At 70.3% G+C, this 25537-nt stretch carries 29 protein-coding genes; 19 read left to right on the plus strand and 10 right to left on the minus strand.

Annotated elements, in window-relative coordinates; all coding sequences use genetic code 11:
• The first annotated feature begins 237 nt into the window (after window positions 1-237).
• The 4 genes from KV097_RS16530 (at window position 238) to KV097_RS16545 (ending at window position 2214) form a co-directional block, all read left to right on the plus strand.
• Window positions 238-726, plus strand: a complete 489-nt coding sequence (locus KV097_RS16530) for a hypothetical protein (RefSeq protein WP_220366485.1) — start codon at window positions 238-240, stop codon at window positions 724-726.
• Window positions 723-1166, plus strand: a complete 444-nt coding sequence (locus KV097_RS16535; protein WP_220366486.1) for a hypothetical protein — start codon at window positions 723-725, stop codon at window positions 1164-1166. The genes KV097_RS16530 and KV097_RS16535 overlap by 4 nt, the downstream gene beginning before the upstream one ends.
• A 489-nt stretch (window positions 1167-1655) precedes the next feature.
• On the plus strand, window positions 1656-1832 hold the full coding sequence (locus tag KV097_RS16540; protein WP_255559678.1) for a hypothetical protein: 177 nt from the start codon (window positions 1656-1658) through the stop codon (window positions 1830-1832).
• Between the two features lie 43 nt (window positions 1833-1875).
• Window positions 1876-2214 carry a cupin domain-containing protein gene (locus KV097_RS16545; RefSeq protein ID WP_220366487.1) on the plus strand — a complete coding sequence of 113 codons (339 nt, stop codon included), beginning with the start codon at window positions 1876-1878 and terminating at the stop codon, window positions 2212-2214.
• A gap of 9 nt (window positions 2215-2223) precedes the next feature.
• On the opposite strand, the gene KV097_RS16550 is transcribed toward KV097_RS16545, so the two are convergent.
• The gene (locus tag KV097_RS16550; protein WP_139084771.1) at window positions 2224-2886 is read right to left on the minus strand and encodes a response regulator transcription factor; all 663 of its coding nucleotides are present in this window, start codon (window positions 2884-2886) and stop codon (window positions 2224-2226) included.
• 103 nt (window positions 2887-2989) lie between these two features.
• Between KV097_RS16550 and KV097_RS16555 the strand changes: the two genes are divergently transcribed.
• Window positions 2990-3268 (plus strand): GlsB/YeaQ/YmgE family stress response membrane protein, encoded by a 279-nt coding sequence (locus KV097_RS16555; protein WP_139084769.1) that lies wholly within the window; start codon window positions 2990-2992, stop codon window positions 3266-3268.
• Window positions 3269-3374: 106 nt separating this feature from the next.
• On the opposite strand, the gene KV097_RS16560 is transcribed toward KV097_RS16555, so the two are convergent.
• The 6 genes from KV097_RS16560 to KV097_RS16585 form a co-directional block, all read right to left on the minus strand.
• Complete coding sequence (locus KV097_RS16560; protein WP_220366488.1) at window positions 3375-4232, minus strand: hypothetical protein; 858 nt, start codon at window positions 4230-4232, stop codon at window positions 3375-3377.
• Window positions 4229-4801 (minus strand): RNA polymerase sigma factor, encoded by a 573-nt coding sequence (locus KV097_RS16565; RefSeq protein WP_220366489.1) that lies wholly within the window; start codon window positions 4799-4801, stop codon window positions 4229-4231. Before KV097_RS16565 ends, KV097_RS16560 begins: the two co-directional genes overlap by 4 nt.
• Before the next feature lie 124 nt (window positions 4802-4925).
• Window positions 4926-7025, minus strand: coding sequence for an iron ABC transporter permease (locus KV097_RS16570; protein WP_220366490.1), 2100 nt, complete (start codon window positions 7023-7025; stop codon window positions 4926-4928).
• Window positions 7026-7046: 21 nt separating this feature from the next.
• Window positions 7047-8039, minus strand: a complete 993-nt coding sequence (locus KV097_RS16575; RefSeq protein WP_220366491.1) for an iron-siderophore ABC transporter substrate-binding protein — start codon at window positions 8037-8039, stop codon at window positions 7047-7049.
• Window positions 8040-8071: 32 nt separating this feature from the next.
• A complete protein-coding gene (locus KV097_RS16580) occupies window positions 8072-8905 on the minus strand; it encodes an ABC transporter ATP-binding protein (protein ID WP_308289470.1) in 834 nt (277 codons plus the stop codon).
• 67 nt (window positions 8906-8972) lie between these two features.
• Window positions 8973-10004 (minus strand): beta-propeller fold lactonase family protein, encoded by a 1032-nt coding sequence (locus KV097_RS16585; RefSeq protein WP_255559798.1) that lies wholly within the window; start codon window positions 10002-10004, stop codon window positions 8973-8975.
• A 154-nt stretch (window positions 10005-10158) separates the two neighbouring features.
• Here KV097_RS16585 and KV097_RS16590 point away from each other — a divergent pair, with 154 nt between their 5' ends.
• Window positions 10159-10722: a dihydrofolate reductase family protein gene (locus tag KV097_RS16590; RefSeq protein ID WP_220366494.1), complete on the plus strand. Its 564-nt coding sequence runs from the start codon at window positions 10159-10161 to the stop codon at window positions 10720-10722.
• Window positions 10723-10731: 9 nt separating this feature from the next.
• On the opposite strand, the gene KV097_RS16595 is transcribed toward KV097_RS16590, so the two are convergent.
• A complete protein-coding gene (locus tag KV097_RS16595; protein WP_220366495.1) occupies window positions 10732-11598 on the minus strand; it encodes an alpha/beta fold hydrolase in 867 nt (288 codons plus the stop codon).
• A gap of 42 nt (window positions 11599-11640) precedes the next feature.
• Entirely contained in the window at window positions 11641-12489 is an 849-nt protein-coding gene (locus tag KV097_RS16600; protein WP_220366496.1) for an alpha/beta fold hydrolase, read from the minus strand.
• 58 nt (window positions 12490-12547) lie between these two features.
• On the opposite strand from KV097_RS16600, the gene KV097_RS16605 reads away from it, so the two are divergent.
• The 8 genes from KV097_RS16605 to KV097_RS16640 all read left to right on the plus strand — a co-directional run bounded on the left by KV097_RS16605 (window position 12548) and on the right by KV097_RS16640 (window position 16793).
• Window positions 12548-13018 (plus strand): MarR family winged helix-turn-helix transcriptional regulator, encoded by a 471-nt coding sequence (locus KV097_RS16605; protein ID WP_220366497.1) that lies wholly within the window; start codon window positions 12548-12550, stop codon window positions 13016-13018.
• Between the two features lie 39 nt (window positions 13019-13057).
• Window positions 13058-13402, plus strand: coding sequence for a TfoX/Sxy family protein (locus tag KV097_RS16610; protein WP_220342994.1), 345 nt, complete (start codon window positions 13058-13060; stop codon window positions 13400-13402).
• A gap of 57 nt (window positions 13403-13459) precedes the next feature.
• The gene (locus KV097_RS16615) at window positions 13460-14101 is read left to right on the plus strand and encodes a hypothetical protein (protein ID WP_220366498.1); all 642 of its coding nucleotides are present in this window, start codon (window positions 13460-13462) and stop codon (window positions 14099-14101) included.
• A gap of 166 nt (window positions 14102-14267) precedes the next feature.
• Window positions 14268-15326 carry a PrsW family intramembrane metalloprotease gene (locus KV097_RS16620; RefSeq protein WP_220366499.1) on the plus strand — a complete coding sequence of 353 codons (1059 nt, stop codon included), beginning with the start codon at window positions 14268-14270 and terminating at the stop codon, window positions 15324-15326.
• Window positions 15327-15330: 4 nt separating this feature from the next.
• Window positions 15331-15681 (plus strand): VOC family protein, encoded by a 351-nt coding sequence (locus KV097_RS16625; RefSeq protein WP_220366500.1) that lies wholly within the window; start codon window positions 15331-15333, stop codon window positions 15679-15681.
• Between the two features lie 43 nt (window positions 15682-15724).
• Window positions 15725-16210 carry an SRPBCC domain-containing protein gene (locus tag KV097_RS16630; RefSeq protein WP_220366501.1) on the plus strand — a complete coding sequence of 162 codons (486 nt, stop codon included), beginning with the start codon at window positions 15725-15727 and terminating at the stop codon, window positions 16208-16210.
• Between the two features lie 56 nt (window positions 16211-16266).
• On the plus strand, window positions 16267-16470 hold the full coding sequence (locus KV097_RS16635) for an antitoxin MazE-like protein (RefSeq protein ID WP_220345780.1): 204 nt from the start codon (window positions 16267-16269) through the stop codon (window positions 16468-16470).
• Entirely contained in the window at window positions 16467-16793 is a 327-nt protein-coding gene (locus KV097_RS16640) for a type II toxin-antitoxin system PemK/MazF family toxin (protein ID WP_220345779.1), read from the plus strand. The genes KV097_RS16635 and KV097_RS16640 overlap by 4 nt, the downstream gene beginning before the upstream one ends.
• 10 nt (window positions 16794-16803) lie before the next feature.
• On the opposite strand, the gene KV097_RS16645 is transcribed toward KV097_RS16640, so the two are convergent.
• Entirely contained in the window at window positions 16804-18354 is a 1551-nt protein-coding gene (locus KV097_RS16645; protein ID WP_220366502.1) for a PucR family transcriptional regulator, read from the minus strand.
• A 114-nt stretch (window positions 18355-18468) separates the two neighbouring features.
• On the opposite strand from KV097_RS16645, the gene KV097_RS16650 reads away from it, so the two are divergent.
• The 5 genes from KV097_RS16650 to KV097_RS16670 all read left to right on the plus strand — a co-directional run bounded on the left by KV097_RS16650 (window position 18469) and on the right by KV097_RS16670 (window position 25498).
• Complete coding sequence (locus KV097_RS16650) at window positions 18469-19986, plus strand: APC family permease (protein ID WP_301022511.1); 1518 nt, start codon at window positions 18469-18471, stop codon at window positions 19984-19986.
• A complete protein-coding gene (locus tag KV097_RS16655) occupies window positions 19986-21431 on the plus strand; it encodes a gamma-aminobutyraldehyde dehydrogenase (protein ID WP_220345777.1) in 1446 nt (481 codons plus the stop codon). The genes KV097_RS16650 and KV097_RS16655 overlap by 1 nt, the downstream gene beginning before the upstream one ends.
• A gap of 5 nt (window positions 21432-21436) precedes the next feature.
• Window positions 21437-22768, plus strand: a complete 1332-nt coding sequence (gene gabT / locus KV097_RS16660) for a 4-aminobutyrate--2-oxoglutarate transaminase (RefSeq protein WP_374106996.1) — start codon at window positions 21437-21439, stop codon at window positions 22766-22768.
• 97 nt (window positions 22769-22865) lie between these two features.
• Window positions 22866-24359 carry an aldehyde dehydrogenase family protein gene (locus tag KV097_RS16665; RefSeq protein WP_220366503.1) on the plus strand — a complete coding sequence of 498 codons (1494 nt, stop codon included), beginning with the start codon at window positions 22866-22868 and terminating at the stop codon, window positions 24357-24359.
• Window positions 24356-25498: a CaiB/BaiF CoA-transferase family protein gene (locus tag KV097_RS16670; protein WP_301022509.1), complete on the plus strand. Its 1143-nt coding sequence runs from the start codon at window positions 24356-24358 to the stop codon at window positions 25496-25498. Before KV097_RS16665 ends, KV097_RS16670 begins: the two co-directional genes overlap by 4 nt.
• The last annotated feature ends 39 nt before the right edge of the window (window positions 25499-25537 follow it).

Raw genomic sequence — 25537 nt, forward strand, 5'->3', positions numbered from 1 at the left:
CAAGGTGGCCCATTTTGGTGGTTACCTCGCTACCGGACGGTACGCGGCGGGGTGTCGTGGCCCGCCAGCCGCTGGCTTCACACGGATTGACGCAACTCCGAGAACCCGCTGTCGGCGACGGACATCGGGAGGCCGGGAGGCCCCGGACCTTCCGGCAAGACCTCCATAGGCCCCCTAGGGCACGATGCGGGTCGATTCCCCTAGTCTTGCCACACCGTCGGCGGAAGGAGCACGCGCTTGATCGGCATTTCCGCCCGCCGTCGACGCTGGTCAGGCAAGCGCGCACTTGGGGTCGGCCTCGCGTTGCTGGGAATCGCGGTGCCGATTTACCTCGCGTATTCAGGCAGCACCGACAAGCCGCCGTCTGCATCCGTGCAGGCTCTTCTTGCATTCATCTCGGTGGTGAGCCAACTCGGCGCCGCTCTGGCGTTCAGCCGCGTGGGGGTCGTCGATCCGTCCCACCTGCGAGGCGCAATACGGAGACTCGAGCTACTCCGACAGCGCAGCGCGTCGGCACGTCAGATCGCTGATGCACTCGTTGACCAGCCGAAGATTGAGCTCGGCGACCGGCGAGCTGTGTTCGGCGAGCTGAGCGTGTTCACGAGCGTCATCCAAGAGGAGATCGTCGAAGCGATGGGCGACTGGTACGCCGCCATGCCACATGTTGCCGATCAGGTCGCTGGGGAACTTGAGCAGGGCATTACCAAGGAGGATGAGGACACGTGAGTGACGAGCCGATCCGAGGCAAGGTGGCCGCGATCATCAATAGGCGTGAGCTTGCATTGAACGTTGGCGAAGATGACGGCGTGGCTGTCGGGATGAGGTTCGCGATCCTCAACAGCAAGGGTGTTGGCATCACCGATCCCGATACCGGCGCGCCGCTGGGCGACATCCCAGTCATAAAGACAGTCGTGAAGGTCACACGCGTCGATGGGCCAAAGCTTGCCACCGCCCGCACGTTTCGGACCGTGCCGGGTAAGCCGGGCGTCGCCGAAGCCCTCCTACGGTCTAGCTCAAACTGGGCAGGCACCCCGACTCGCGTCGAAACGCTGTCAATCGACCCGTCACGAGCGGATGTCGTTGAGATCGAGGATGAAGACTCGTTCATCAAGCGGGGTGACACCGCCGTCCAAACTTTCGGCGACGAATACGACGACTACGCCTGAGTGAGCTGCCAGTGGCCGATGCGGCGCTATGCATCGCCCGCCCGATGTCGTCCCAAGCACGGGTCCAGCCACAATCCAGTTACGCGGCTCGTTTTGAACACACCCAATGCGGGGCGGAGATGTGCCCTTCAGCACCCGCAGGACCGCCCCGCCCCATGGCGGCGTCAGATGCCTTTGACGCCACACCGCTAGACACACATAGGCGGCCCCGTATGCCGGCAGGGAGTTAGCGCCGACCCATAGCATGGCGAACATGCTGCAGAACCTGTCGTCGGCGCTAGGCGATCACTCAGACATTGCCATTGCCGTGGTCGCCGCCGTGGGTGTCTACCTCACGGCGCGACCAGCCCTGGCGGACATCGGCCTTAAGCGTCGACTCGAGACGGCGCAGCGCTTCTCAGAGTTAGTGCAGGCCGCCAACAAGGGAGAAGTGAACGGGGTGCTGGGACGCTGGGGATCGTCGACTTCTCGATCTTCCCGCATCTCGGCATGGAGCCCGACAACACCATGGCCTGCGCCGGGACGTGGGCGGACGAGATCGGGGGTCCGGCGTACGCGATCGACGACCAGACGGCCATCACGGTGACCGACGGCACCGTCGAGGTCGTCTCCGAAGGGCAGTGGCGGCACTTCCCCGTGCAGACGAACTCCGCGGGCGGGCGTTGAAAGCGACCTTTCTCGTACCGGCCCACGGGGTCATGCTCAAACGATGAGCCTTGATCCTGCTGAGACGAACCCCGATCACTACAAGGTCATCTTCGAGAACGACCGTGTCCGCGTTCTCGAGTACGTCGATCAGCCCGGCACTGTCACCGCCCCGCACCAACACCCCGACAGCGTGATGTACACGCTGTCCTCGTTCCGGCGACGACTCGTCCAAGGGGACGAGCAGCGCGAGGTGGAGATCGAGGCAGGTACGGTCGGCTGGCTTCCGGCGCAGCAGCACCACGGGGAGAACATCGGCGAGACCCCGACGCACGCGATCTTTGTGGAGCTCAAGGGCCCGACGGCGTCGGCCGGGGACGAGACGCTCGGCCCGACCGCGTGACGGAACCTGTCAGGGACCGCCTCGCCAGTGCTCGATGCGGCGCTTGTCGGGCAGGAACCCGTGGTCCACACCCCAGAGAACGGCTTGGGTCCGGCTCTCGACATCGATCTTGCGGTACAGCCCGCGAATGTAGGACTTGACGGTGTTGGGACTGAGGTAGGTCAGTGCTGCGATCTCGGCATTGTTCTTGCCCTGGGTGATGAGGGCGAGGATCTCCGCCTCACGATCGGTCAGGCCTTCGCCGCGCCCGGGCCAGTCACCACCCTGGGTGCGGGCCTTGGCCGCTGGAGGGCTGACCACGATCTCGCCCGCGTGCACGGACTCGAGGGCGGCGACGAGCTCTCGGGCCGTGAGCGCCTTGGACAGATAGCCGTGCACTCCAAGATCCTGGGCTGACGCGAGGAGGTCTGGGTGGAAGCTCCAGGTATAGACCACGACTCGTCGGGCGCGCGGGTTGTCGATGAGGGCCTTGATCTCCGCGCGATCGGACTCCGGCTGGGCGAAAGAGTCGTACAGCGCGATGTCGACGCCGTCCTCGACGGGCATGTTCGTGTCCAGCTCGGCGACCACGACGCGGTCGCGGTAGGGCTCAAGCATGTTGGCGACCCCCATGACGACGACGTCGTAGTCGTCCACGAGGGCGACCTGGATGGGGCGGCCTCGATTGCTCATGACCACACGCTAACCCACCTAGGGGTGTGCCACACCCCTCCTAGGGGTGGTTGCGTAGTGGGCAGAGGGCGCAACAGTCGGCCTCTCGAAGAAAGGGAGACTCATGCTCGGACTCATCATCACCATCCTCATCGTCGGCGCCATCGCCGGCTTCGTTGCCCGACTCCTCGTGCCCGGTCGTCAAGACCTCTCCATCGTCGCGACCATCGTGCTCGGCATCATCGGCTCGTTCATCGGCGGCATGCTCGGCTACCTGTTGTTCCACAAGGACGCAGACGACGGCTTCTTCCAGCCGGCGGGCATCATCGGCTCGATCATCGGCGCAGTCATCGCTCTGCTGATCTGGCAGTGGTCGAAGCGCCGCAACTCCTCCCACGCCTGAGTGATCGAGCAGCCCGGCGCCGGGGCCAACGGGGGTGGTCCCGGCCCGGGTCGGCTCTTGTGCAACAGCCAGAAGAAGTACCAACGGGTCCGTCGCGGCCCGCGGCCTACTCGTCCATCAAGCCGCCGGTGGCTGGGAGCGTGCTGCCGTCGCTCAGGGTGACGGTGTAGTGCCACGCGCCCATGACTTCGGGGTGCTTGCTGCTGGGTGCTTCTGAGGGCCACCATGCGGCGAATCGTCCGTTCTCGACGGTCGCTTCGACGTCGGTTCCGATGGGAGTTCGGACCGTCACGGCTTTGACGTCCTTGCCTACGTACCCGTAGATCCAGACCAGGTACCCCTTGCGGAACCAGCCTTCGTCGGTGACGACGTCCGAGTTGCCCGTCTCGTCGAGCTGGCGAGGGTGCAGGGGTGGGGTTGGGGTGGATTCCTCGATGTTGGCGTAAATCTTGTGGTCTGCGGGGTCTTCGCCGGCCGCCGCGTTGCGCATCAGGCAGGTTGCCTCGCCGCTGGGTGCGGTGATGAAGACGTACGTCCAGCCCCCGCGTCGCTCGGCCAGGACGTTCTGGTTGGCGCTCGTGGTGGCCATGGCGGGTCGAGGGCGTCCGGAGCGCTTGGCGTTGAAGGCGAGCTTGGCGCGGCAGGTGTCCGCGGCGGCGGCGCTCTCCGTCGCGGTGAGGGGTTCTGGCTTCGACGTCCATGATGCGAAGGCCGAACCTCCACCGAGCGCCAGCGCCGCTGCCGCGGTCCCGGCGGCGGCGAGCGCGCCGATCGGCAGCAGTCGCCGCCAGCGACGCCGGAGCCACGTCGGCTCCTTCGCAGGCGGGACGGCGGTGGGGCTTGTCACGATACGGGTGAACGTGTCGTCGGCGTGCTGTCGCTCTGCATCGCTGAGGGAGGTCTCGGGGGCGGCGTCGAGGCTCCGCAGTGCGGTGTCCATGTCGTCAGTCGTCTGCTTGGTCACGGGATGCTCCCCTCAGGGGCGGCGGCCGCGGTCGGGTTGCCGGCCGCGCTGGAGCTTGTGTGACGTCGGAGGGTGCGGCGCGCGCGGGAGAGTCGGAGACGGTACGCAGCGGAGGAGATGCCGAGCACCGTTGCTGCTTCTGGCGTGGTCAGCCCGTCGAACACGGTGAGGGCGATGGCCTCTTGGTCGGAGGCGCTCAGCTGCGCCCAGGCCGAGGCGATGTCGACCCGTTGAGCGACGAGCTCGGAAAAGGTTCCCCCATCGCCGTCGAACGTGCCTGCCTCGGCGAGGCGTACCGTGAGAGCGGCTCGTCTGTCGCTGCCACGGCGGGCGTTCTGGATCGTGTTGCGCGCGACGCCGAACAGCCACGCTCGGGCGTCGGACAGCGTTGCGGGGAGGTCGTCTAAGCGTCGCCAGGCGATCAGCATGACCTCCCCGGCCACGTCCTCCGCGTGGGACGGATGAACTCGCCTGCGTATGAACCGCAGCAGGTCGACGTAGACCGCGTCGTAGATCTCGCGGAAGCGCTGTTCACGCGCCAGCGGCGACGGCGAGGACGTGGGCTCCATACCCTGCTCCTGTCCGGGAACGACGAAGTGTGTCGTGGCGGTCCCGAGATTCTCGAGCATGGGGATGGGTGAGGAGCTATCGGGTCTCGTTACCCCCCGCTAGCGCTCCGGGCTGCTCGACCAGCTAGACAGTCCGTCGGCTCTTGTGCAGCAGCCAGAAGAAGTACGGCGCCCCCACCAGCGCGGCCAGCAACCCCGCAGGCAACTGCGTCGGCGCGGCAACCGTCCGCCCGAGCAGGTCCGCCAGCACCAGCAAGATCGCGCCCAGCAGCGCCGCCACCGGGATCACCCGCAGGTGCCGCCGCCCGACCAGCGACCGCGCCGCGTGCGGAGCCACCAGCCCCACGAACGCCACCAGCCCGATCGCCGCCACCGCCGTCGCCGTCAGCAACACCGCGCACGTCAGCAGCATCAGCCGCGCCGGCCCCGGCCGTACGCCCAGGACCCGAGGCGTGTCCTCGTCGATCGACAGCAGGTCCAGATACCGGTAACCCACCATCACCGCAGGCACCAGCACCACGATCGCGATCATCAACGGCACCAGGTGCTCGTACGACCGCCCGTACGTCGAGCCACCCAGCCACGTCAACGCCTTCGACGCGTTCCACGGATCGGTCGTCACGATCAGCAGCGACACGATCGCCTTCGCCGCGAACGACACCCCGACACCGACCAGCACCAGCCGGTCCGTCGCAAAGCCACCGCGCGCCGCCAACCCGAACACGATCGCCGCTGCCACGAGCGCACCCACGCCCGAGGCGCCCGCGAGCGCCCAGAACGACGCCAGGGGCACCAGCGTCACCACGATGACCGCGCCCACCGACGCACCACCGGCGACGCCGATGATCGTCGGGTCGGCCAGCGGATTGCGCGTGACGCCCTGGATCGCCGTCCCGGCCACCGCGAGCGCCACACCGGCCAGCAGCGCGGCGACGACACGCGGCACCCGCGCGCCCATCACGTTCGTCACGATCGGGCCGGCGTTGCCGGTTGCCCAGTTGACGAGGTCACCGAGCAGGAACGTCCGGTCGCCGATCAGCACCGCGGCGACGCACAGCGCGAACAGCACCACCGAGAGCACGACGACCAGCACCCACGGATGCTTCGCCCCGAGCCCACGTACGTCGAGCGCGTTCGACGCGTCGTCGAGGCGCGAGGCACGCAGCCGGTACGCGAACCACACGAGCACCAACGCACCCAGCAGCGACGTCACGACACCGGTCGGCACCTCGACCGCCCGCTGCGCGCCGACCACCGCCCGGATCAGCACGTCCGCGGCGAGCACGATCACCACACCCGCCAGCCCGGAGACCAGCACGAGCACCCGGTGCCGGTGCAGGCCCGGCACCACCGGCGCGGCCAGCCGTACGAGGGCAGGTGCCGCGAGACCCACGAACCCGATCGGCCCCGTCAGCGTCACCGCCGCCGCGGACAGCACGACCGCGAGGACGAGGACGACGAGCTGCGTCTGCCGTACGGGGACGCCCAGCGATCGTGCCGCGTCGTCACCGAGCACCATCACGTCGAGGCGCCGCGCATAGAACATGAGCACCGCCAGGCACGCGAGCACCACCGGAGCCATCAACCGCACGGCGTCGAAGCCGTTCTGACTCACGACTCCCGACTCCCACGCCTGGATGCCGCGGGCCTCCATCGGGTTGAGGATGATCAGCGTCGTCGCGAGCGACATCAGCACCATCGCGACGACGGTGCCGGCGAGCACCAGGCGTACGGTCCCGTAGTCGGTGCCCGCCAGCCCGAACACGACCGCCGCCGCGGCCATCCCGCCGAGGAACGCAAGCACCAGGTCCCCAAGCAGGATCCCGGGCAGGCCCACCGTCGCCGCGGCCGTCAACGCGAGGTAGGCGCCGGCGTTGACGGCGAGCGTGTCGGGTGAGGCGAGCATGTTGCGCGAGATCGACTGCATGACGCAGCCGGCCGCGCCGAGCGCGACGCCGACCACCGCCCCCGCCGCGACGCGTGGCAGCCGGGAGTCGACGATCACCGCCGACGCCTGCTCCGAGGCGCCGCCGGTCACCCACGCCCACAGATCGCCGAACCCGACCGTCGCGGTCCCCTGAACGACGTGCACGGCCGCGAGTGCGACGGCGAGCACGACCAGACCGACGACCACGAGGACGAGCCTCAGGGACGCTTTCGGCTCGGCGTCGAGCTTCGGGAGGTCAGGGGAGTCCGCGGCGGCGGGCTCGGCGGTGAGCGTCATGTCGAGGGGTGGGTACGGAGGTCAGGAGCCCTGGACGGTCTCGACGACAGCGTCGAGGAAGTCACTCATCGACGCGGGTCCGCCGAACATCCAGATGGCGTCCGGGAGACGCGTCACGTTGCCGGCCTTGACGAACGGCAGACCGGTCCAGACCTTGTTCTCTCCGAGCGCCTCCGTGTACGGGTCGGCCTCGCCCTCGTTGCCGATGTACCAGTAGAGCGTGTCGGCCGGGAGCTTCGTCAGACCCTCGACGTCGGTGGTCCCGAGGCCGTAGGCGGGGTCACCCTCGATGCCCGGGATCGTGGTCCACGGGTTGGCGAAGCCGAGCTCCTTGAGGAGCGCGCCGAGCTGCGAGCCGTCGAGGTACGGACGGACCGAGACCGCGCCGCCGGCCTCGTACGCATCGCTGAACGCGACCGGCTTGCCCGCGAGACCGGCCTCGTCGACCGCCTTCTTGGTCTCGTCGAGCTTCTTGTCGAAGTCTTCCTTGAGCTTCTTCGCCTCGTCCTCGGTGCCGGTGGCCTGCGCGACGAGGTCGACGTTCTTCCACATCTGGCCGAGCGGATCCTTCGCGTCGCCGCCCGGGACGACGATGACGGGGGTCGTCTTCTCGATCTGCTCGATCGCGTCGCCGACGAGCTGGTCGGTGACGAAGACGGCGTCGAGGTCGAGGCTGGCGAGGGTGTCGAGGCTCGGCTCGCCGCGCGTGCCGATGTCGGTCGCGTCGTCATCGAGCTCGACGGACTTGTCCCAGGTCTTGAAGCCCTTGATGTCGGACACCGCGGTCGGCTGGACGCCCAGCGAGATGAGGTACTCGACGGTGTTCCACTCGGTGGAGGCCACCTTCTTGGCGGGGCCGTCGAGCGTGACCTTCTTGCCGCGCGAGTCGGTGATGGTGATCTTCTCGCCGCCGTCCGACGAGGCGTCGGCGTCGTCCTCGGTGGTGCCGCAGGCGCCGAGCGCGAGGGTGAGGGCTGCCGCGGACGCGACGAGCAGGGTACGGGTGGGCTTCACGGCCTGGGTTCTCCTTCGATGGGGGTACGCCGTCAGAGGGTGACGGCGATGGTGGGACGAGCGTGGTGGCGCGCACGGGCGCGGGTACGGAGGTGGCCGTCGTGAGGGTCGACGTGCACGTCGACGGTGACCCCGTACGCGGGTGAGAGCAGCTCGGTCGTGAGCACTTCCTGCGGGGTGCCGACCGCGGTGACCCTGCCCTCGACGAGCAGCACGACCTCGTCGGCGACCGCGGCCGCCTGGTCGAGGTCGTGCAGGACGATGCCGACGGCGATGCCGTGCTCGTCGGCGAGGTCGCGGACGATGTCGAGGAGCTCGACCTGATAGCGGAGGTCGAGGTACGTCGTCGGCTCGTCGAGCAGCAGCACCGGCGTGTCCTGCGCGAGGCAGCTCGCGAGCCAGACGCGCTGCGCCTGTCCACCCGAGAGGGTGTCGACCCCGCGCCCGGCGAGCTCGGTGACGCCGGTCATCGCCATCGCGCGCTCGACGATCGCGTGTCCGTCGGGATCGCCGCCGCCCCACCGCGAGCGGTGCGGGTGACGGCCGTACGCGACGACCTCCCGGACGGTCACGCCACCCGGCGCCGAGCGCGACTGCGAGAGCAGCGTCAGGCGGGTGGCGAGCTCCTTGGCCTTGAGATCCGTGACGGACTCGCCCTCGCACAGCGTGATCTGGCCGGCGGACGCCTTGTGCAGGTGGGCGAGCGTCCGCAGGAGCGTCGACTTGCCGCTGCCGTTCGGACCGATCAGCGCGGTCACGCGGCCGGGGACGAGCGCGATGCTCACGTCGTCGACCACAACGGCCGAGCCGTACGCCGCGCAGACGCCGTCAGCGGTCAGCTCGGGTGCGCGCGGGTTGATGTCCACCTCACCAAGGTAAGGCATACCTATGTAGGTAGGGAATCCCAGGCTGTGATCTCCATCCGCCGAGTCTCTAAGCCGGGCGCACCGCGATCCAGGTCGGCGAGGGGGTCGCGAGCCGGCCCGTGGGCGCACCGAGCTGCCCTGAGACCCCGAACTCGTACGAGGCGATCGCAGCGGAGCGCTCGCCGACGACGAGGACGTAGCCGCCGACCACGGCGAAGTGGCGTGGCCAGCTGACCCCTGCAGGCGTCTCGGCGACACGAACGAGCGATGCGGATCCGGTGTCGAACACCGCCAGCGAGTCCGGCCCGCGATTGGAGACGACGACGTGGGCGCCCTCACCGGTCGTGGCGATCTGTGCGGGATAGGTGGTCTCGTGACTGGCCGTCGTCCGGACCTCGGAGATCACCTCGGCGACGGTCTCGTCGGCGACCCCATCGGAGTCGCCTCGCTTCTCGAGGTTCAGGTGCAGCAGCGTCGCCGACAGCTCCCCGATCACGAGCACCCCGGCCCGGCCCGGGTGGGAGACGACCTGGCGGGGGCCGGTTCCCGGAGGCAGCACCCAGGCGTGTCGTCGCTCCAACCGGCCGTCGCGGGTGATCGCCAGCGAGGTGAGCCGGTCCGTACCGAGGTCGACACAGAGCACGTTCTCACCGGCGACGTCCACAGCGACCATGTGCGGGTGCGGGGCATCCTGCCGTTCGGGGTGTGGACCCGAACCAGTCATCTGCACGCGGTCGACCGTCGCCTGCGGTCGTCCGTCCGGCGCGAGCGCGACGAGGGAGACGGTGCCGCCGAGGTAGTCGGCCGTCAGCAGCCATCGGCCGTCGCGGGTTACGGCGGCATGACACGGCGTTGCGCCGGTCGGGGCCGTCCCGATGACCTCCATCGCACCGGACTCCGCCACGGTCACGGCGGTGATACCGCCCGCGAGCGTCTCGTTCGTGGCGTAGGCGACCGGCAGTCTCGGGTGCCAGACGACACACGAGGGCGACTCCATCGCGAGCGCTCCGCATGGCTCGATTGCGCCGTCACCGTGAACCCGCGCGGAGCGGATCCCCGGCTCCCCGTCGGTGGTGGAGCACCCGATAAGGGCAAGCATCGTCGTCACGCGGGGACCTTACAGTCAGCTCCGCCGACTGACGAGAAAACTTCGGGCCACGGTGTCGAAAAGGTGCTGCCCCGTTCGGCGTAGAGGCGAGAACCGCCCCGGCACTAGGGTCGTGGCGGTCGCAACCCGATCACTGGAGGACACCATGCGCACCCTCATCGTCACCGCTTTCGTCTCCGCCGACGGCGTCATGGAGGGCCCGGGCGGCGAGCCCGACTACCGCAACTCCGGCTGGACGTTCAAGGACGTCGAGTTCGACGAGGCCGCGTACGAGATCAAGGATCGCGAGCAGAAGGAGGCGACCGCGCTGCTGCTTGGTCGCACGTCATACGAGGCCTTCGCGCCGGTGTGGCCGACGATGGAGGAGTTCAAGGAATACAACGAGATGCCGCGCTACGTCGTCTCGACCACCCTCGAGTCCGACGACGACCGTTGGCCCGCGACGATCCTGCGCTCGCTCGACGACGTCGCCGCGCTCAAGGAGACGGAGGGCGGACCGATCCTCGTCCACGGCAGCGCGGAGCTCGGCCACAACCTCGCCGACGCAGGGCTGGTCGACCGATACCACCTGCTGGTGTTCCCGCTGCTGCTCGGCGCTGGCAAGCGCCTGTGGAGCGAGGCCGACAAGGATACGACCAAGCTCACGCTCGTCGAGCACGAGGCATACCCGAACGGCATCCAGAAGCAGGTCTTCGACGTCGTGAAGTGACCTCCGCGGTCACGTCTCGTCGAGCACCTCGCGCAGCCGTACGGCAAACGCCTCCGGGTCGCCCTGCTGGCCGAACTCCCCTCCGAGGAACCCGCCGTGGCCGCCAGGGAAGACCACCGGCTCCTGACCGAGGGCCCCGGCCACGGCGGCGGTCGTACGGTCGGTGAGCAGTCCCGCCGAGTCGGCGCCGACCGCCAGCACGATGCGGGTCGGCGTCGCGCGGACGGCGTCGACGTCAGGCTCGTACGCGGTGATCGCGTCCGAGACGCCGGACAGCAGCGGATCGTCGCGCGACCCGTCGTCCTCCGACGGCAGGCCAAAAGCGGACGGATCGGGCGGCGGGGCAGCGGCGAACTCGTCGGTGAGCTCCCCCTTCCACGAGGAGAGGGCGATGAACGACGCCATGCCGTGCCCCCATCCCTTCTCGTGATAGATCGCGTGCGTCGCCTTCTCGGCGGCGAAGGCACGGTCGGCGTCGGGGAGCAGGGCCAGCATCGGCGGCTCGTGCGCCACCAGGGTCGCGACGTCGTCGGGGTAGGCGGCCACGAGCGCCAGGGCGCTCACGGCGCCGCCGCTGCTCGCGAAGACGTCGACCGGGGCGATGCCGAGCTCGGCGATGATCCGGTGCATGTCCTCGGCGTTCTGCTCCGGCGTGTGCGCGGTCGAGTGGTCGTGCCGGGTGCTGCGGCCGAGGCCACGAGGGTCGTACGTGATGACGGTGCGATCGCCGAAGCCGGTCGCGAGCGACGTGAACCCCTCGGCGGTCATCGGGGCGGCGACGAGCATCAGCGCCGGCGGATCGGTGGGCGGAAGGGGCCCGCGTACGTCGTAGGCGAGCGTGGCAGCGGGTGTGGTCAGGCTTCTGGTGTCGGTCATGGTGGGCAGACCTGGACCGCCACCCGGAACTCATCGGTCGCGTCAGAGCCCGCCCGCCGCGAGGAAGTCACCGAGGACGCGGTTGAAGCGCTCCGGCCGCTCGAGGTTGGGGTAGTGCGCCGCGTCCTCGATCATCACCAGCTCCCCGTGCGGCACCGACGCGACGAGGCGCTCGGCCATCCGGCGGTGATCGTCAGCGTCCTCGGCGCCGGCGATCGCGAGCACCGGTACGGAGATGCCCGACAGCCGTGACCACGTATCGGTCACGCCGGTCGGCCTCGCGGGCGGGACCGGGACGCCGTGCTCGTCGACGACGACCTGCTCGGCGAGGGTGTGGCTCGCCATCGCCTCCACGGCGTCCCACACCGCGGGGTCGACGTCCGCGCGGGTACGGCGCGGGCCGGCCACGAACGCCATGAACGCCCCCAGCCAGGCCTCCGCGTCACCGGCGGCAGCGGCACGCTCCCACTGCGCGAAGACGTCGAGCGCCCAGGCGTCCTCGAACACGGGCTCGCTCGTTCCGACGCCGACGGTGACGACCCCGGCGACGCGGTCGGGGTGCTCGAGTGCGGCGTCGACGGCGGTCGCGCCCCCCATCGAGATCCCGGCGAGGACAGCACGCTCGATCCCGAGCGCATCGAGGAGCGCGACCACGTCGTCGCAGAGCCTCGCCTCGGTCGCGTTCGAGGACCAGCCGTGACCGCGGGCGTCGGGCGCGAGGACGCGCCGCTCGGGGAACGCGTCGAGCTGTGGTCCCCAGATCCGGTGGTCGACCGCCCCTCCGTGCAGGAAGACGAGCGGCGTGGCGCCCGTACGAGGGTCCCGGTCGACGAACGCGACGTGCTGGTCGACGAGGGTGAGGTGCTGAAGATCGTCCGTACGAGCCAACATGACAACCAAGGTGTCATACGCCTGCGGTTTTGACAACCCAGGTGTCATCATGGGGAACGTGACCGCCACTCCGTTGGACCCCGACCGTCTCGCAGCCCGGCTCGCGGAGGTCTATCTCGTCGTCGGCCCCCTCTCTCGCAAGGTCCTCCGGATCGTCGAGCAGAGCCAGCCCGTGATGGGCATGTCCGTCGGAGTCCGCGCCGTCCTCGACCAGCTCCACCGAGAGGGCGCCCGCACCGTGCCGCAGATGGCGCGCACGCAGGACCTCAGCCGCCAGTTCGTGCAGCGCATGGTCAACGACGCCTCCACGCTCGGATGGGTCGAGGCCGTCGACAACCCGGCCCACCGGCGCTCCTCGCTCATCCGGATCACTCCCGACGGCGAACGCGCGATCGCCGCCGTCGTTGCCCGCGAGCACGAGCTCATGGGCCGCGTCCCCGGCGACCTCACCGACACCGACGTCGACACCACGCTGCGGGTGCTCCGCGCGATGCTCGCTGGGCTGGAGGACGTCGAGGCACAGTCTTAGCCCTCGCTTTCTGTCCGGACGTCGGCGCACACTGGCCTCATGTCGTACGACGACGAGCTGGCCGAGCGCATCCGCGACGTGTCGCTGGCGATCGCCTCGGGCGAGGACTTACTCCGCGAGCAGCGGATGTTCGGTGGGCTGGCGTTCCTCGTCGCCGGCAAGATGGCGGTCGCGGCGAGCGGTCGCGGCGGTCTGATGGTGCGGGTCGACCCCGAGGACGTCGGCGCGCTGCAGGCTGCCGACGGCGTCGAGCCGATGATGATGCGGGGACGCGAGCTGCGTGGGTGGCTCCACGTCAGCAGCGACGCCGTCCGCGACGACGCCGCGCTGGCGGAGTGGGTGACGCGCGGCGTCTCATACGCGCGATCGCTCCCCGCGACGTAGTCTGCAACCCACCAGCACGACCGCACCGCGGGCCGCTGGTCCCGCGACGGGGGGATCATGGCGATCTCGCGCGCCGGCTTCTCGCGCCACCGGGTCCCGGCCGAGCACCGGCTCCTCGGGCTCGACCGGAGGACCTTCGTGTACGCCGTCCCGGCGCTCGTCGTCTATCTGCTCTGGGCGTGGCTCGTCCCGTGGATCGACAACCAGGTCCCGTCGGACGACCCGATCCGTGCCGGTGACGTCCTCCAGGTCACCGACCGCGTCACCATGACCCCGTCACCGGGTTGGGGCCTCGTCAGCGGTCTCCGCACGAGCGACAAGCCGCGCGACGGCACGGTGGCGATGGACCAGACCATCCTCACCAAGGACGGCATCTCCTTCGAGGTGACGCAGGGTCCGTTCAAGGGCTCGACCCGCAGACTGCTGCGGCAGATCGACCGGATCAGCACCACGACCGGCGACCCCGCCGGGTTCTCGGTCACCGGCAGCCCTCGACCGCTCACGACCGACTCGGGGCTGCGCGGCCTCGTCGAGGGCTTCGAGTCCCAGCGCAACGTCGGGGTCAGTGCCGCCTTCGTCGTCGACGACACCGGGATCGAGGTCCAGGTCGTCGGCGCCCCTGAGGCGATGAAGCAGAGGAGCTCCGACATCGAAGACATGCTCCGGAGCTTCACCGACACCCGGCGGGACGACTCGTGACCGCGACCGCGATGCCCGTCCCCGCGCCCGACGGGGACGAGGTGCTCGCCCGCCGCCGCGACGCGATCATGGTGTCCGGCTGGGGCGCGCCGTACGGTTCGTCCAGCCGCACAACGCCTGCTTCTGGGTCTATCTCCTCCTCGTCGGCCTCGGGCTCTGGAAGTTCGTGACCCTGTCCCTGCCGACGGCCGAGATCTTCGCCGACGCCAACACCGTCGCGATCGTCAGCTCCGGCCTGTTCGCCATCGTCTTCCTGCTGTTCCTGCACTCGTTCGACCGGTACGAGAAGACGCCCGGCCGGCTGGCCCTCACGGCGTTCGTCGCGGGCGGCTTCGCCGCGCCCTGGGCGTTCGCGCTGCCCGGCAACGCAGCCCTCATGGACCTGTACGGCAAGCTCTTCGGCCAGACCTTCGCCGAGGACTGGCAGGCAGGTCTGACGGCCCCCTTCGTCGAGGAGACGTCCAAGGCGGTCTTCTTCGTGCTGCTCCTTGGGCTCGCGCCGGTGGTGATCCGCACGGTGTACGACGGGTTGATGGTCGGCGCGTACATCGGTCTCGGCTTCCAGATCCTGGAAGACGTGCTGTACGGCCAGAACGCGGCGATGTCGCACTTCGGCACGGATCAGACGTCGACCGTGCTGGAGACGTTCGTGGTCCGCGCGATCACCGGCATCCCGTCGCACGCCCTCTACACCGCGCTCTTTAGTGCCGGGCTGATCTACGTCATCGGCACGGTCGCCCAGCCGCGGCGCGTGGGGCGCGGGTTGGCCCTCATCGCGACCGCGATGCTGCTGCACGGCCTCTGGGACTCGATGGCAGCGCTCGTGGGCCCGTTCGGAGCTGCCGCGGCCGGCGCGATGATGCTCGGCCTGACCGTCGCCGCCCTGGTCGCGCTGGCGGTCGCGATCCACCTCGGTGGGACACGCGAGCGCGGATACCTCCGGGCGATCCTCCAGCCCGAGGTCGCCGACGGCACGATCACCGAGGCTGAGCTCGATGCGGTGGCGGGCGGTCGCAGGCAACGCCGCCGCGCTCGACGCGCCGCACTCCGGTCACGGCCGAAGGGTGTGAGCCGGCGGCGGGAGAAGCACGTCATGAACGCGACCCTCGACCTCGCGCACGACCTCGCGTCCTCCAGCGGTGGCGAGAGTCGCGCCGTCGCGCACTCGCGGCGCGAGATCGCCCGGCTGAGAACGCCTCGGCGAGCTCCACACGCTCTAGCCTGACCGGATGAGCGAGATCGACCTCTTCGCCGGGATCTGCGTCAGCGACCTCGACGCCGCGAAGGACTGGTACGCCCGTCTGCTCGGCACGGACGAGGTGTTCCGACCCAACGACACCGAGGTCGTCTGGGAGCTCGGCGAGCACCGCTTCCTCTACGTCGAGCTCAAGCCCGAGCACGCCGGGCACGCCATGCAGACGCTGTTCTTCGACGACTTCGACGCGTTCGTCGCCGGGGTGAGCGCACGCGGCATCGAGCCGGCCACTCGCGAGACATACGAGAACGGGGTCCGCAAGCACACCTACCGCGACCCCGACGGCAACGAGATCGGCGTGGGCGGCGGCCCCGTCGAGGAATAGCCACGCGGGATTAACCCGTACTCCCTCGCGGTTGCACGTCGCCATGACGACACCCACGCTCGCCGACGTCCAGCACGACACCTTCACCGTGACGCTCGAGCTCGCGGTCCCACCGGAGCTCGTGTACGAAGCCTTCGCCGACCCCGCCGTACGAAGGCGATGGTTCCGGCTCCCGGGTCGCGACGCCACGTACGAGCACGACTTCCGCGTCGGCGGCGGCGAGTCCGCGCGGAGCACGTTCCGTGCCGTCGACGGCACTGCTGAGCGCCTCGCATACGACTCGCGGTTCGTCGACCTCGTGCCTGCTCGGCGGATCGTCCTCGCGTACGAGACTCGCGTCGACGACGTGCTGCGATGGACCGCCCTGGTCACCGTCGCGCTCGACCCGACCGACGATGGCACGCGCCTGCGCTGGACCGAGCAGGTCGCCTTCGTGACGCCGACCGGTGACGGCACCCACGACCTTCCCCACGTCCGAGGCGGGATCAGGCTTCAGCTCAACGGCCTGGCGGGCGCGCTCGGACTCTGAGGACGTCCGTTGCGAGACCTTGAGCCGGTACCCTTGTTACATGTAACGTCGGTGACATGACTGTTCGTGACCGCGTCGCCGAGCACCGCCGGCGCATGCGCGAGCGCGGATACCGGCCGATCCAGGTGTGGGTTCCCGACGTGCGGACCGAGCAGTTCCGCGATGAGGCACACCGCCAGGCCGCCGCCGCCGCACGCGCCGACCGTCGAGACGACGACCAGGACTTCGTTGACGCCGTCTCCGACAGCTGGGACGAGTGAACCGCGGCGAGCTGTGGGCAGTCGCCGGCGGCACCTACGCGTCGAAGCCTCGGCCCGCCCTGATCCTTCAAGAGGATCTTTTCGACGCCACGGAGTCGGTCACCGTTGTTCCGCTGACCACGACGGTCGTGGATGCGCCGTTGATCCGGATCCCCGTTCCGTCGACACGAACGACAGGGATCGAACGACCGAGCTTCGCGATGGTCGACAAGATCACGACCGTACGGCGCACCAACGTCAGCGAGCGCATCGGGCGCCTCCCTGCCTCACTGCTGGTTGACATCGAGCGAGCGGCGTTGCTCTTCCTCGGCCTCGCGCGCTGACGTCAGGCCGTCAGCGCGCGCGGGCCAGCAGCCCCAGCAGCAGGGCGACCCGGTCCTCCGCGACGTCGAGCCGCGCGCCGGTCAGCTCCTCCACCCGCGTCATCCGGTGGCGGAGCGTGTGCCGGTGCACGCCGAGCGCACGCGATGCCGTCTCCCACGAGCCGTTGTGCCGCAGGAACACCTCGAGCGAGTCCAGCAGGACGCGCTCACGCTCCGTGCGGCTGTCGAGCAGCGGGGCCAGAGGCGATGCGGCCAGGGTCGCGACCCGTGCTCGTACGAGGTCGTCGGCCAGGATCGCCTCCAGCGTCAGCGTGCCGTACCAGCCGACCGGCTCGTGCGACGCCCGCGCCGACGCCGCGGCGTGCGCCGCCGCCGCCCGGCCAGCCGCGGCCCGCTCGGTCGGCAGCGCACCGCTGACGCCGACGACCACGTCGTGGCGGCCCGCACGGCCGAGCGCGTCCACGACAGCGTCGGCACCCGCTGCCGCGTCCCGGTCGTGGAGCAAGACCAGAACGCCGTCGGCGGAGTCGGTCTCGACGTGCGCCAGCGCCGCCGCTTCGAGAGCGTGGGCGACCAGGTCGCGCGGCGACGTGCGGCCAGTGCCCGCACTCGCGACCAGCATCCGTACGGGCTCGCCCGGCTCGAAGCCGAAGTGCCGGAGGTGCCGGACGATCGACGGAGCGACCACCTCGTCGTCGAGCAGCAGCTCGAGCACGGTCGCGCCGAGCCGGTGCCGCGCGTCCACGAGCTCGCGGGGTCGCTCACGCTGGAGGGTGAGCAGGGAGACCGCCTGGTTGAGAAGCAGCCGGTCGCCGACCGACAGGGCACCCGGGACCTCCACCGCGAGCCATCCGCTCGGGCGCTCGAGGCCGCCGAGCCGCTGGATCACGAGCGTGCCGGTGTCGGACACCACGGTGATGCTCGCGCGTCCGGGACGCGCGACGAGCGCGACCAGCTCGGTCGCGACGCGCTCACCCAGCTCCGGCGTCTCGCCCGCGGAAGCGACCGGGTGTTCCAGCTCGTCCAGCACGACGACCGCCGCGCGCAGCTCCCGAGCGACGGCCGTGACCAGACCGGCGACACCCTCGTCGAGCGTCGCGCGCGTCATCTGGCGCTGGAACCCGACCGCGCGGTGCATCACGGCGTTCTGCTGCTCCGCCCGGTGCGCGGCGACGGCCTGCGTGATCGCCACGAACGGTGTCGGCAGCGGGACCTCGATCAGCGGCATCGCCGACCGTCGGCACGCCTCACGCAATCCCGGAGGGATCGTGTCGAAACGGACGCCGATCCCGAACGCGACCCCCACCACACCGGCCGCCGCGAGCCGCTCGACGTACGCCTCCTGGCCCGCGTGGTCGCGTGGCATCCGCAGGCCGGTGGTGAGGACGAGCTCGCCGCCGTCCAGGAACGGCGTCGGGTCGACGACCTCGATCGCGTGGGCCCACCCGAGCGAGACCTCGGGCACGTCCGCGGGCTCCACGAGGCGGAGCCCCAGGGCCTCCTGGGCGAGCAGCCACGCCAGCGTGACGCCGTACGGGTCCTCGGGCTGCGGGGTTGCCATGGACATAGTGTCCACGGCTCGTCGCCAAGGCACGCCACTTCGTCAGGATCCCTGCTGGACTCGTCGCTCCTAGCCTGCTTGACACCACCCCCGCCCGTTCCCAGGGAGACTCCCGTGACGACCTCGCCGCTCGACTCGGACGACGCGCACCTCGCGTCGCTCGGATACACCTCCGACTTCAAGCGCGACATGAATCTGTGGGGCAACTTCGCCCTCGGCTTCACCTATCTCTCCCCGGTCGTCGGCGTCTATTCCCTCTTCGGGACCTCGCTCGCCAGCGGCGGACCGCCGATGATCTGGGCGATCGTGCTCGCCGCCCTCGGCCAGCTGCTGGTCGCCCTCGTCTTCAGCGAGGTGGTCGCGCAGTATCCCGTGGCCGGCGGTGTCTATCCGTGGGCCCGCCGCCTCTGGGGCCGTAAGTGGGCCTGGATGACCGGCTGGGTCTACATGATCGCGCTGACCGTGACCATCGCCGGCGTCTCGTACGGGGCGGGGCCGTTCGTCGCGATCGTCCTGGGGATCGACGAGACCACCACCGTCGTCGTGTGCTGCGCGATCGGCCTGATCCTGCTCACGACACTCCTGAACCTCGGCGGCACGAAGCTGCTCGCCAGGATCGCGTTCTTCGGCTTCGCCGCCGAGCTCGTGGGCGCTCTCGTCGTCGGCATCTGGGTCCTGCTCACCGAACGCCACCACAGCGTCGCCGCGTTGTTCGACACCTACGACGTGCAGGGCGACGGGTCGTACCTGCCGGCGTTCTTCGGCGCCGCGCTCATCGGCCTCTACCTCTTCTACGGCTTCGAGGCCTGCGGCGACGTCGCCGAGGAGGTGCGCGACCCGGGCCGCCAGATCCCCAAGGCGATGCGGATGACGATCTATATCGGTGGCGCCGCGGCGTTCTTCATCACCTTCGCGCTCGTGCTCGGGGTGCCGAGCTTCGCCGCCGTGTTCACCGAGCAGGACAAAGACCCGGTGTCCACCGTGCTCGAGAACGCGTTCGGCTCCGTCGGCTTCCGTGTTGTGCTCGTGATCGTGCTGATCTCGTTCCTGTCCTGCGTGCTCAGCCTCCAGGCCGCGGCGAGCCGGATGATCTACGCCTACGCCCGCGACGACATGGTCCCCGGCAGCGGGCTGCTCAAGCGGTTCTGGCAGGCACGCCACGTCCCGCCGTTCGCCCTGATGCTCGCCGCACTGATCCCGGTCGTCATCATCCTCGGCTCGCAGGTCTCCGACGACGCGCTGGTGCGGATCATCTCGTTCGCCTCGTTCGGCATCTACCTCGCGTTCATGATGGTCGTCGCCGCCGCGCTGCGCGCCCGCCTGCGCGGGTGGAAGCCGTCCGGCGCGTTCACGCTCGGCGGCTGGGGGCTCCTGGTCACCGTCGCGGCGCTCGCCTATCAGCTGGGCGCGTCGCTCATCATGATCTGGCCCGGGGACGACCCCGACGTCCCGTGGTACGACACCTGGATCGTCGCGCTCGGTGCCGCGATCGTCCTCGGCGTCGGCCTCGTCTACATGCTCGTCGCCCGGCCGTACCGCCACTCCGACGCCGCCCACGGCGACGCCATCAACATCGTCACGCCTTACCCTGGCGACTCCAAGCCAGGGACCACCTCCACAGGAGCCCACTGATGACCGACACCGTCCACGTCCAGAACTTCGTCGACGGCCAGCTCGTCGACACCCGCGACGGCCGCCGTACCGACCTCGTCGACCCGAGCACCGGGGAGACGTACGGGGACGCGCCGCTGTCAGGGGAGGCCGACGTCGACCTGGCCTACGAGTCGGCGGCCAAGGCGTTCGACACCTGGCGTCGCACGACGCCCTCGGACCGCCAGCAGGCGCTCCTCAAGATCGCCGACGCCATCGAGTCGCGGGCTGAGGAGCTCGTCGAGGCGGAGAGCCGCAACACCGGCAAGGTCGTGCCGGTGACCATGGCGGAGGAGATCCCGCCGATGGTCGACCAGATCCGGTTCTTCGCCGGGGCCGCGCGCGTCCTCGAGGGGCGGGCCACCGCCGAGTACATGGCCGGCCACACGTCGTGGATCCGCCGTGAGCCCGTCGGCGTCGTCGGCCAGGTGGCTCCGTGGAACTACCCGATGATGATGGCCGTCTGGAAGTTCGCGCCGGCGCTCGCCGCGGGCAACACGGTCGTGCTCAAGCCGAGCGACACCACCCCCGTGTCGACGGTGATGATGGCCGAGATCGCGGCCGAATTCCTGCCGCCGGGCACGCTCAACGTCGTCTGCGGCGACCGTACGACCGGGGCCGCGGTCGTCTCGCACCCGACGCCCGCGATGGTGTCGATCACCGGGTCGGTCGCCGCGGGCAAGCAAGTGGCCGAGGCAGCCGCGCACGACATCAAGCGGGTCCACCTCGAGCTCGGCGGCAAGGCCCCCGTCGTCGTCTTCGACGACGCCGACATCGAGGCCGCGGCCGAGGGGATCGCCACGGCCGGCTACTTCAACGCCGGCCAGGACTGCACCGCCGCCACCCGCGTGCTCGTGCACCCGCGGGTCCACGACGACTTCGTGGCCGCGCTCACCGAGCAGGCGAAGGCGGCCGCGACCTCGTACGAGAAGGGCCGTCACGACGAGGACGTCTGGGTGCCGCCGGTCAACAACGTCCACCAGCTCGAGCGCGTCCTCGGCTTCCTCTCGCGCGTCCCCGACCATGCGACCGTCACCGCGGGCGGGGGACGGCAGGGCGACCGCGGCTTCTTCGTCGAGCCCACGGTCATCGACGGGCTGCAGCAGGAGGACGAGCTGATCCAGCAGGAGATCTTCGGCCCCGTCATCACCGTCCAGACCTTCGAGCACGAGGACGAGGCGATCGCCAAGGCCAACGGCGTGCCGTACGCCCTCGCGTCGTCGGTGTGGACCAAGGACCTCGGTCGCGGCCTGCGGATGTCCAACGCGCTCGACTTCGGCTGCGTCTGGATCAACACCCACATCCCGCTCGTCGCCGAGATGCCGCATGGTGGGTTCAAGCACTCCGGATACGGCAAGGACCTGTCGATGTACGGCCTCGAGGACTACACGCGGGTCAAGCACGTGATGGCCAACCTCGAAGGATGACACCCATGACCGACCAGGCACGACTCCTCAAGACCGCGGTGCCGGGCCCGCGCTCGATCGCGCTGCACGAGAGGCGCGCCCAGCACGTCGCGCGCGGGTTCGGGATCACCCTCCCGGTGTTCGTCGACCACGCCGACGGTGCGCTCCTCGTCGACGTCGACGGCAACCGGCTGATCGACCTGGGGTCGGGCATCGCGGTGACGAGTGTCGGGGCGGCGGCGCCCAAGGTCGTCGAGCGGATCGCCGAGCAGGCGGCGAAGTTCACCCACACCTGCTTCATGGTGACCGAGTACGAGGGCTTCACCGAGGTGGCCGAGGCTCTCAACCGGCTCACGCCCGGTGACCACGACAAGCGCACCGCGCTGTTCTCGACGGGCGCCGAGGCGGTCGAGAACGCGGTGAAGATCGCGCGTGCGGCCACGGGTCGTCCGGCTGTCGTCGTGCTCGACCACGCCTACCACGGCCGCACCCTCATGACGATGACGATGACGGCGAAGAACGTCCCGTACAAGGAGGGCTTCGGACCGTACGCGCCGGAGGTCTACCGCGCGCCGATGGCGTACCCGTACCGCTACGACGGTGACGAGAAGGCGTGCGCGGCCGATGCGCTGGCGCGGCTCAAGGACCTCGTCCTGACGCAGATCGGTGCCCACAACGTGGCGGCGATCGTGGCGGAGCCGATCCAGGGGGAGGGCGGCTTCATCGTCCCGGCCGAGGGGTTCCTGCCGGCGGTGGTGGAGTTCGCGCGCGAGCACGGCATCCTGTTCGTCGCCGACGAGGTGCAGACCGGCTTCGCACGGACGGGGCGCATGTTCGCGAGCGAACACGAGGGGATCGTCCCGGACCTGATCACGACCGCGAAGGCGCTTGCCGGGGGCATGCCGCTGGCGGCCGTCACCGGTCGCGCCGAGGTGATGGACGCGGTCGCGCCCGGCGGACTGGGCGGCACCTACGCCGGCAACCCGGTCGCGTGCGCCGCGGCGCTGGGGGCGATCGAGACCATCGAGAGCGAGGGCCTGGTCGCCCGGGCCGCGGAGATCGAGCAGATCGTCAAGCCGCGGCTCGAGGCGCTGCGGGCGGACTCCGGGGGGCGGATCGGCGACGTACGCGGCCGCGGGGCGATGCTCGCGATCGAGCTGGTGGAGCCCGGCACCAAGGATCCGGCACCGCGGTTCGCCCAGGCGCTCGCCGCACACTGCCACGCCGAGGGAGTGCTCGTGCTGGTGTGCGGGACGTACGGCAACGTGATCCGGCTGCTGCCGCCCCTGGTGATCAGCGACGCGCTGCTCGACGACGCCCTCGGGGTCCTCGAGGCCGGTGTCCGGGCGCTGCCGTGACGGGCACGCGTACGCCCCGTCCCCGATGTGTGCAGTTCCTCAAGGAATCGGGGGCGCACTTCCCTGACCAAGTGCACACATCGCGGACGGAGCGGCCATGACTGACGTCTCGTACGACCCGCGCACCGGACGCGTGAACGGCGAGGTGGAGGCGACCCCGCTGGACCAGGTCGACGCGATCGTGGCGGCTGCGGCGGCGTGCGCGATCGAGGTGGCCGCGACGCCGCCCGCCGAGCGTGTCCGGTGGTCCGCGGCGATCGCGGACGCCCTCGAGGCGGCGCGGGACGAGCTCGTGGACCTGGCCGACGCGGAGACGGCGCTCGGGCGACCGCGTCTGGAGGGTGAGGTCGCTCGGACGGCGGGGCAGCTGCGCTTCTATGCCGACGTCGCGGTGGAGGGCTCCTATCTCGGCGCCACCATCGACCACGCCGCCGGCGCCAACCCGCCGCTCGCCCGGGTCAACGTGCCACTGGGGCCGGTCGCGGTGTTCGGCGCCAGCAACTTCCCGTTCGCGTTCAGCGTCCTCGGCAACGACACCGCGTCGGCCCTCGCGGCGGGGTGCCCCGTCGTCGTCAAGGGACACCCCGCGCATCCCCTCCTGAGCCAGCGGCTCGGTGCTCTCGCGACGGAGGCGTTGCGCGACGCCGGAGCGCCCGACGGCGTGCTCGGGATCGTCCATGGCTTCGACGCGGGCGTGCACCTGGTCGCGGCCCCTCAGATCGCGGCCGTCGCGTTCACGGGCTCGCAGCGCGCGGGCATGGCGCTCCGCGAGGCGGCGCAGCAGCGCGACGTCCCGATCCCCGTCTTCGCCGAGATGGGCACCGTCAACCCGGTCGTGGTGACCCCCGCGGCCGCGGAGGCCCGCCTCGGCGAGATCGCCTCCGGGTTCGTCGGCTCCTTCACCCTCGGTACGGGGCAGTTCTGCACCAAGCCCGGTCTGCTGCTCGCGCCGCGCGGCTCGCGGGCCGCCGAGGCCGTCGCCTCCGCCCTCCGCGAGACCGCACCGCGAGGGTGGGCGCTGACCCAGGGCATCGCCGACGCGGCACGGACCGGCGTCGGCGAGCTGGTGGACGCCGGCGCGGAGGTGGTCGCGGAGATCGCCGGCCCCGACGACGGCTGGTCGGTCTCCTCCACCGTCCTGTCCGTTCCGCTCGACGCGCTCCAGCCGGGCAGCCGTCTGCTCGAGGAGTGCTTCGGACCGGTGGCCCTCGTCGCGGAGTACGACGACGAGACCGCCCTGACCCGGACCGTCGGCGCTCTCCAGGGGACGCTCGCCGCGACCGTGGTCGCCGACGGTGACTCCGACCCAGACCTCCCCGGCGTCCTCGCCGAGCTCACCTCCAAGGCGGGGCGCGTCACGGTCGGGGACTTCCCGACCGGCGTCGCGTACACGTGGGCGCAGCACCACGGCGGTCCGTGGCCCGCGACCTCCGACCCGACGGCGACCTCGGTGGGGGCCGGCGCGCTCAGCAGGTTCACACGGCCGGTCACCTACCAGTCGGTGCCGGACGCCGCGCTGCCCGCGCCGCTGCGTGAGAGCAACCCGTGGGGCATCCCGCGGCGGGTCGACGGGCGGCTGATGACGCCGTGACCGCGCCGCTGGAGGGGATCCTCGTGGCGGACTTCAGTCGCGTCCTCGCCGGACCGATGGCCACGTCGATGCTCGCCGACCTGGGCGCCACGGTCGTCAAGGTCGAGCGCCCCGGCGTCGGGGACGACACCCGGCACTGGGGACCGCCGTGGACGGCGGCCGGCACCGCGTCCTACTTCGAGAGCGCCAACCGCACCAAGCGCAGCGTCACCCTCGACCTCCGCGACGAGGGCGACCTCGCCCTCGCCCGTCGCCTCGTACGCCGTGCTGACGTGCTGGTGGAGAACTTCCGCGCCGGCACGCTCGACCGGCTGGGTCTGGGGTACGACGCGGTGACCGCCGACAACCCCCGACTCGTCTACTGCTCGATCACGGGCTTCGGCAGCGGTGCAGGGGCCGCACTGCCGGGATACGACTTCGTCGTGCAGGCCGTCGGCGGACTCATGAGCATCACGGGCGACCCCGACGGCGAGCCGACCAAGGCCGGAGTGGCGCTGGTCGACGTCCTGACCGGCAAGGACGCCGTCATCGGCATCCTGGCGGCCCTCGCCGAGCGTGAGCGCAGCGGACGCGGCCAGCGGGTGGAGGTCGCCCTGCTGTCGAGCCTGCTCGGGTCGCTCGTCAACCAGGCCACGAGCTGTCTGACGACCGGCGAGGCCCCCCGGCGGATGGGCAACCAGCACCCGTCGATCGCGCCGTACGAGACGCTGCGGTGCGCCGACGGCATGCTGGCCGTCGCCTGCGGCAACGACGGACAGTTCGCGCGGCTCTGCACGGGCGTCGGTCGTCCCGAGCTCGCCGAGGACCCGCGCTTCGCCACCAACGCGAACCGTGTCGCTCACCGCGCCGACCTCGTCACCGCCCTCGAGGACGCGCTGTCCGCCGACACCGCGGCGGCGTGGCAGGAGCGGTTGTCCGACGCCGACGTGCCGGTGGGCGAGGTCGGCGACATCGGTACGGCGATCGCCCGGGCCCGCGCACTGGGGCTCGAGCCGACGGTCGACGTCGGTGGTGGCCACCCGCCGCAGGTTCGCCACCCTGTCACGTACTCCGTGACCACACCGGCGCCGCCCACTGCGCCGCCTGCCCTCGGAGAGCACGACGACGAGATCCGCCGCTGGCTCGCCGACGACACGTGACCCCTGGTTCGGCGGAGGGAGGAACCAGGGGCCACGGGT

This window comes from Mumia sp. zg.B17, assembly GCF_019550915.1.
Classification (GTDB): domain Bacteria; phylum Actinomycetota; class Actinomycetes; order Propionibacteriales; family Nocardioidaceae; genus Mumia.

Bases quoted from the DNA above. Each gene is read 5' to 3' on its own strand.
- KV097_RS16540 (WP_255559678.1), top strand. From the start codon at position 1,656: ATGGAGCCCGACAACACCATGGCCTGCGCCGGGACGTGGGCGGACGAG.
- KV097_RS16545 (WP_220366487.1), top strand. From the start codon at position 1,876: ATGAGCCTTGATCCTGCTGAGACGAACCCCGATCACTACAAGGTCATC.
- KV097_RS16550 (WP_139084771.1), bottom strand. From the start codon at position 2,886: ATGAGCAATCGAGGCCGCCCCATCCAGGTCGCCCTCGTGGACGACTAC.
- KV097_RS16555 (WP_139084769.1), top strand. From the start codon at position 2,990: ATGCTCGGACTCATCATCACCATCCTCATCGTCGGCGCCATCGCCGGC.
- KV097_RS16565 (WP_220366489.1), bottom strand. From the start codon at position 4,801: ATGGAGCCCACGTCCTCGCCGTCGCCGCTGGCGCGTGAACAGCGCTTC.
- KV097_RS16570 (WP_220366490.1), bottom strand. From the start codon at position 7,025: ATGACGCTCACCGCCGAGCCCGCCGCCGCGGACTCCCCTGACCTCCCG.
- KV097_RS16585 (WP_255559798.1), bottom strand. From the start codon at position 10,004: ATGCTTGCCCTTATCGGGTGCTCCACCACCGACGGGGAGCCGGGGATC.
- KV097_RS16590 (WP_220366494.1), top strand. From the start codon at position 10,159: ATGCGCACCCTCATCGTCACCGCTTTCGTCTCCGCCGACGGCGTCATG.
- KV097_RS16595 (WP_220366495.1), bottom strand. From the start codon at position 11,598: ATGACCGACACCAGAAGCCTGACCACACCCGCTGCCACGCTCGCCTAC.
- KV097_RS16600 (WP_220366496.1), bottom strand. From the start codon at position 12,489: ATGTTGGCTCGTACGGACGATCTTCAGCACCTCACCCTCGTCGACCAG.
- KV097_RS16610 (WP_220342994.1), top strand. From the start codon at position 13,058: ATGTCGTACGACGACGAGCTGGCCGAGCGCATCCGCGACGTGTCGCTG.
- KV097_RS16615 (WP_220366498.1), top strand. From the start codon at position 13,460: ATGGCGATCTCGCGCGCCGGCTTCTCGCGCCACCGGGTCCCGGCCGAG.
- KV097_RS16625 (WP_220366500.1), top strand. From the start codon at position 15,331: ATGAGCGAGATCGACCTCTTCGCCGGGATCTGCGTCAGCGACCTCGAC.
- KV097_RS16630 (WP_220366501.1), top strand. From the start codon at position 15,725: ATGACGACACCCACGCTCGCCGACGTCCAGCACGACACCTTCACCGTG.
- KV097_RS16635 (WP_220345780.1), top strand. From the start codon at position 16,267: ATGACTGTTCGTGACCGCGTCGCCGAGCACCGCCGGCGCATGCGCGAG.
- KV097_RS16645 (WP_220366502.1), bottom strand. From the start codon at position 18,354: ATGGCAACCCCGCAGCCCGAGGACCCGTACGGCGTCACGCTGGCGTGG.
- KV097_RS16655 (WP_220345777.1), top strand. From the start codon at position 19,986: ATGACCGACACCGTCCACGTCCAGAACTTCGTCGACGGCCAGCTCGTC.
- gabT (WP_374106996.1), top strand. From the start codon at position 21,437: ATGACCGACCAGGCACGACTCCTCAAGACCGCGGTGCCGGGCCCGCGC.
- KV097_RS16665 (WP_220366503.1), top strand. From the start codon at position 22,866: ATGACTGACGTCTCGTACGACCCGCGCACCGGACGCGTGAACGGCGAG.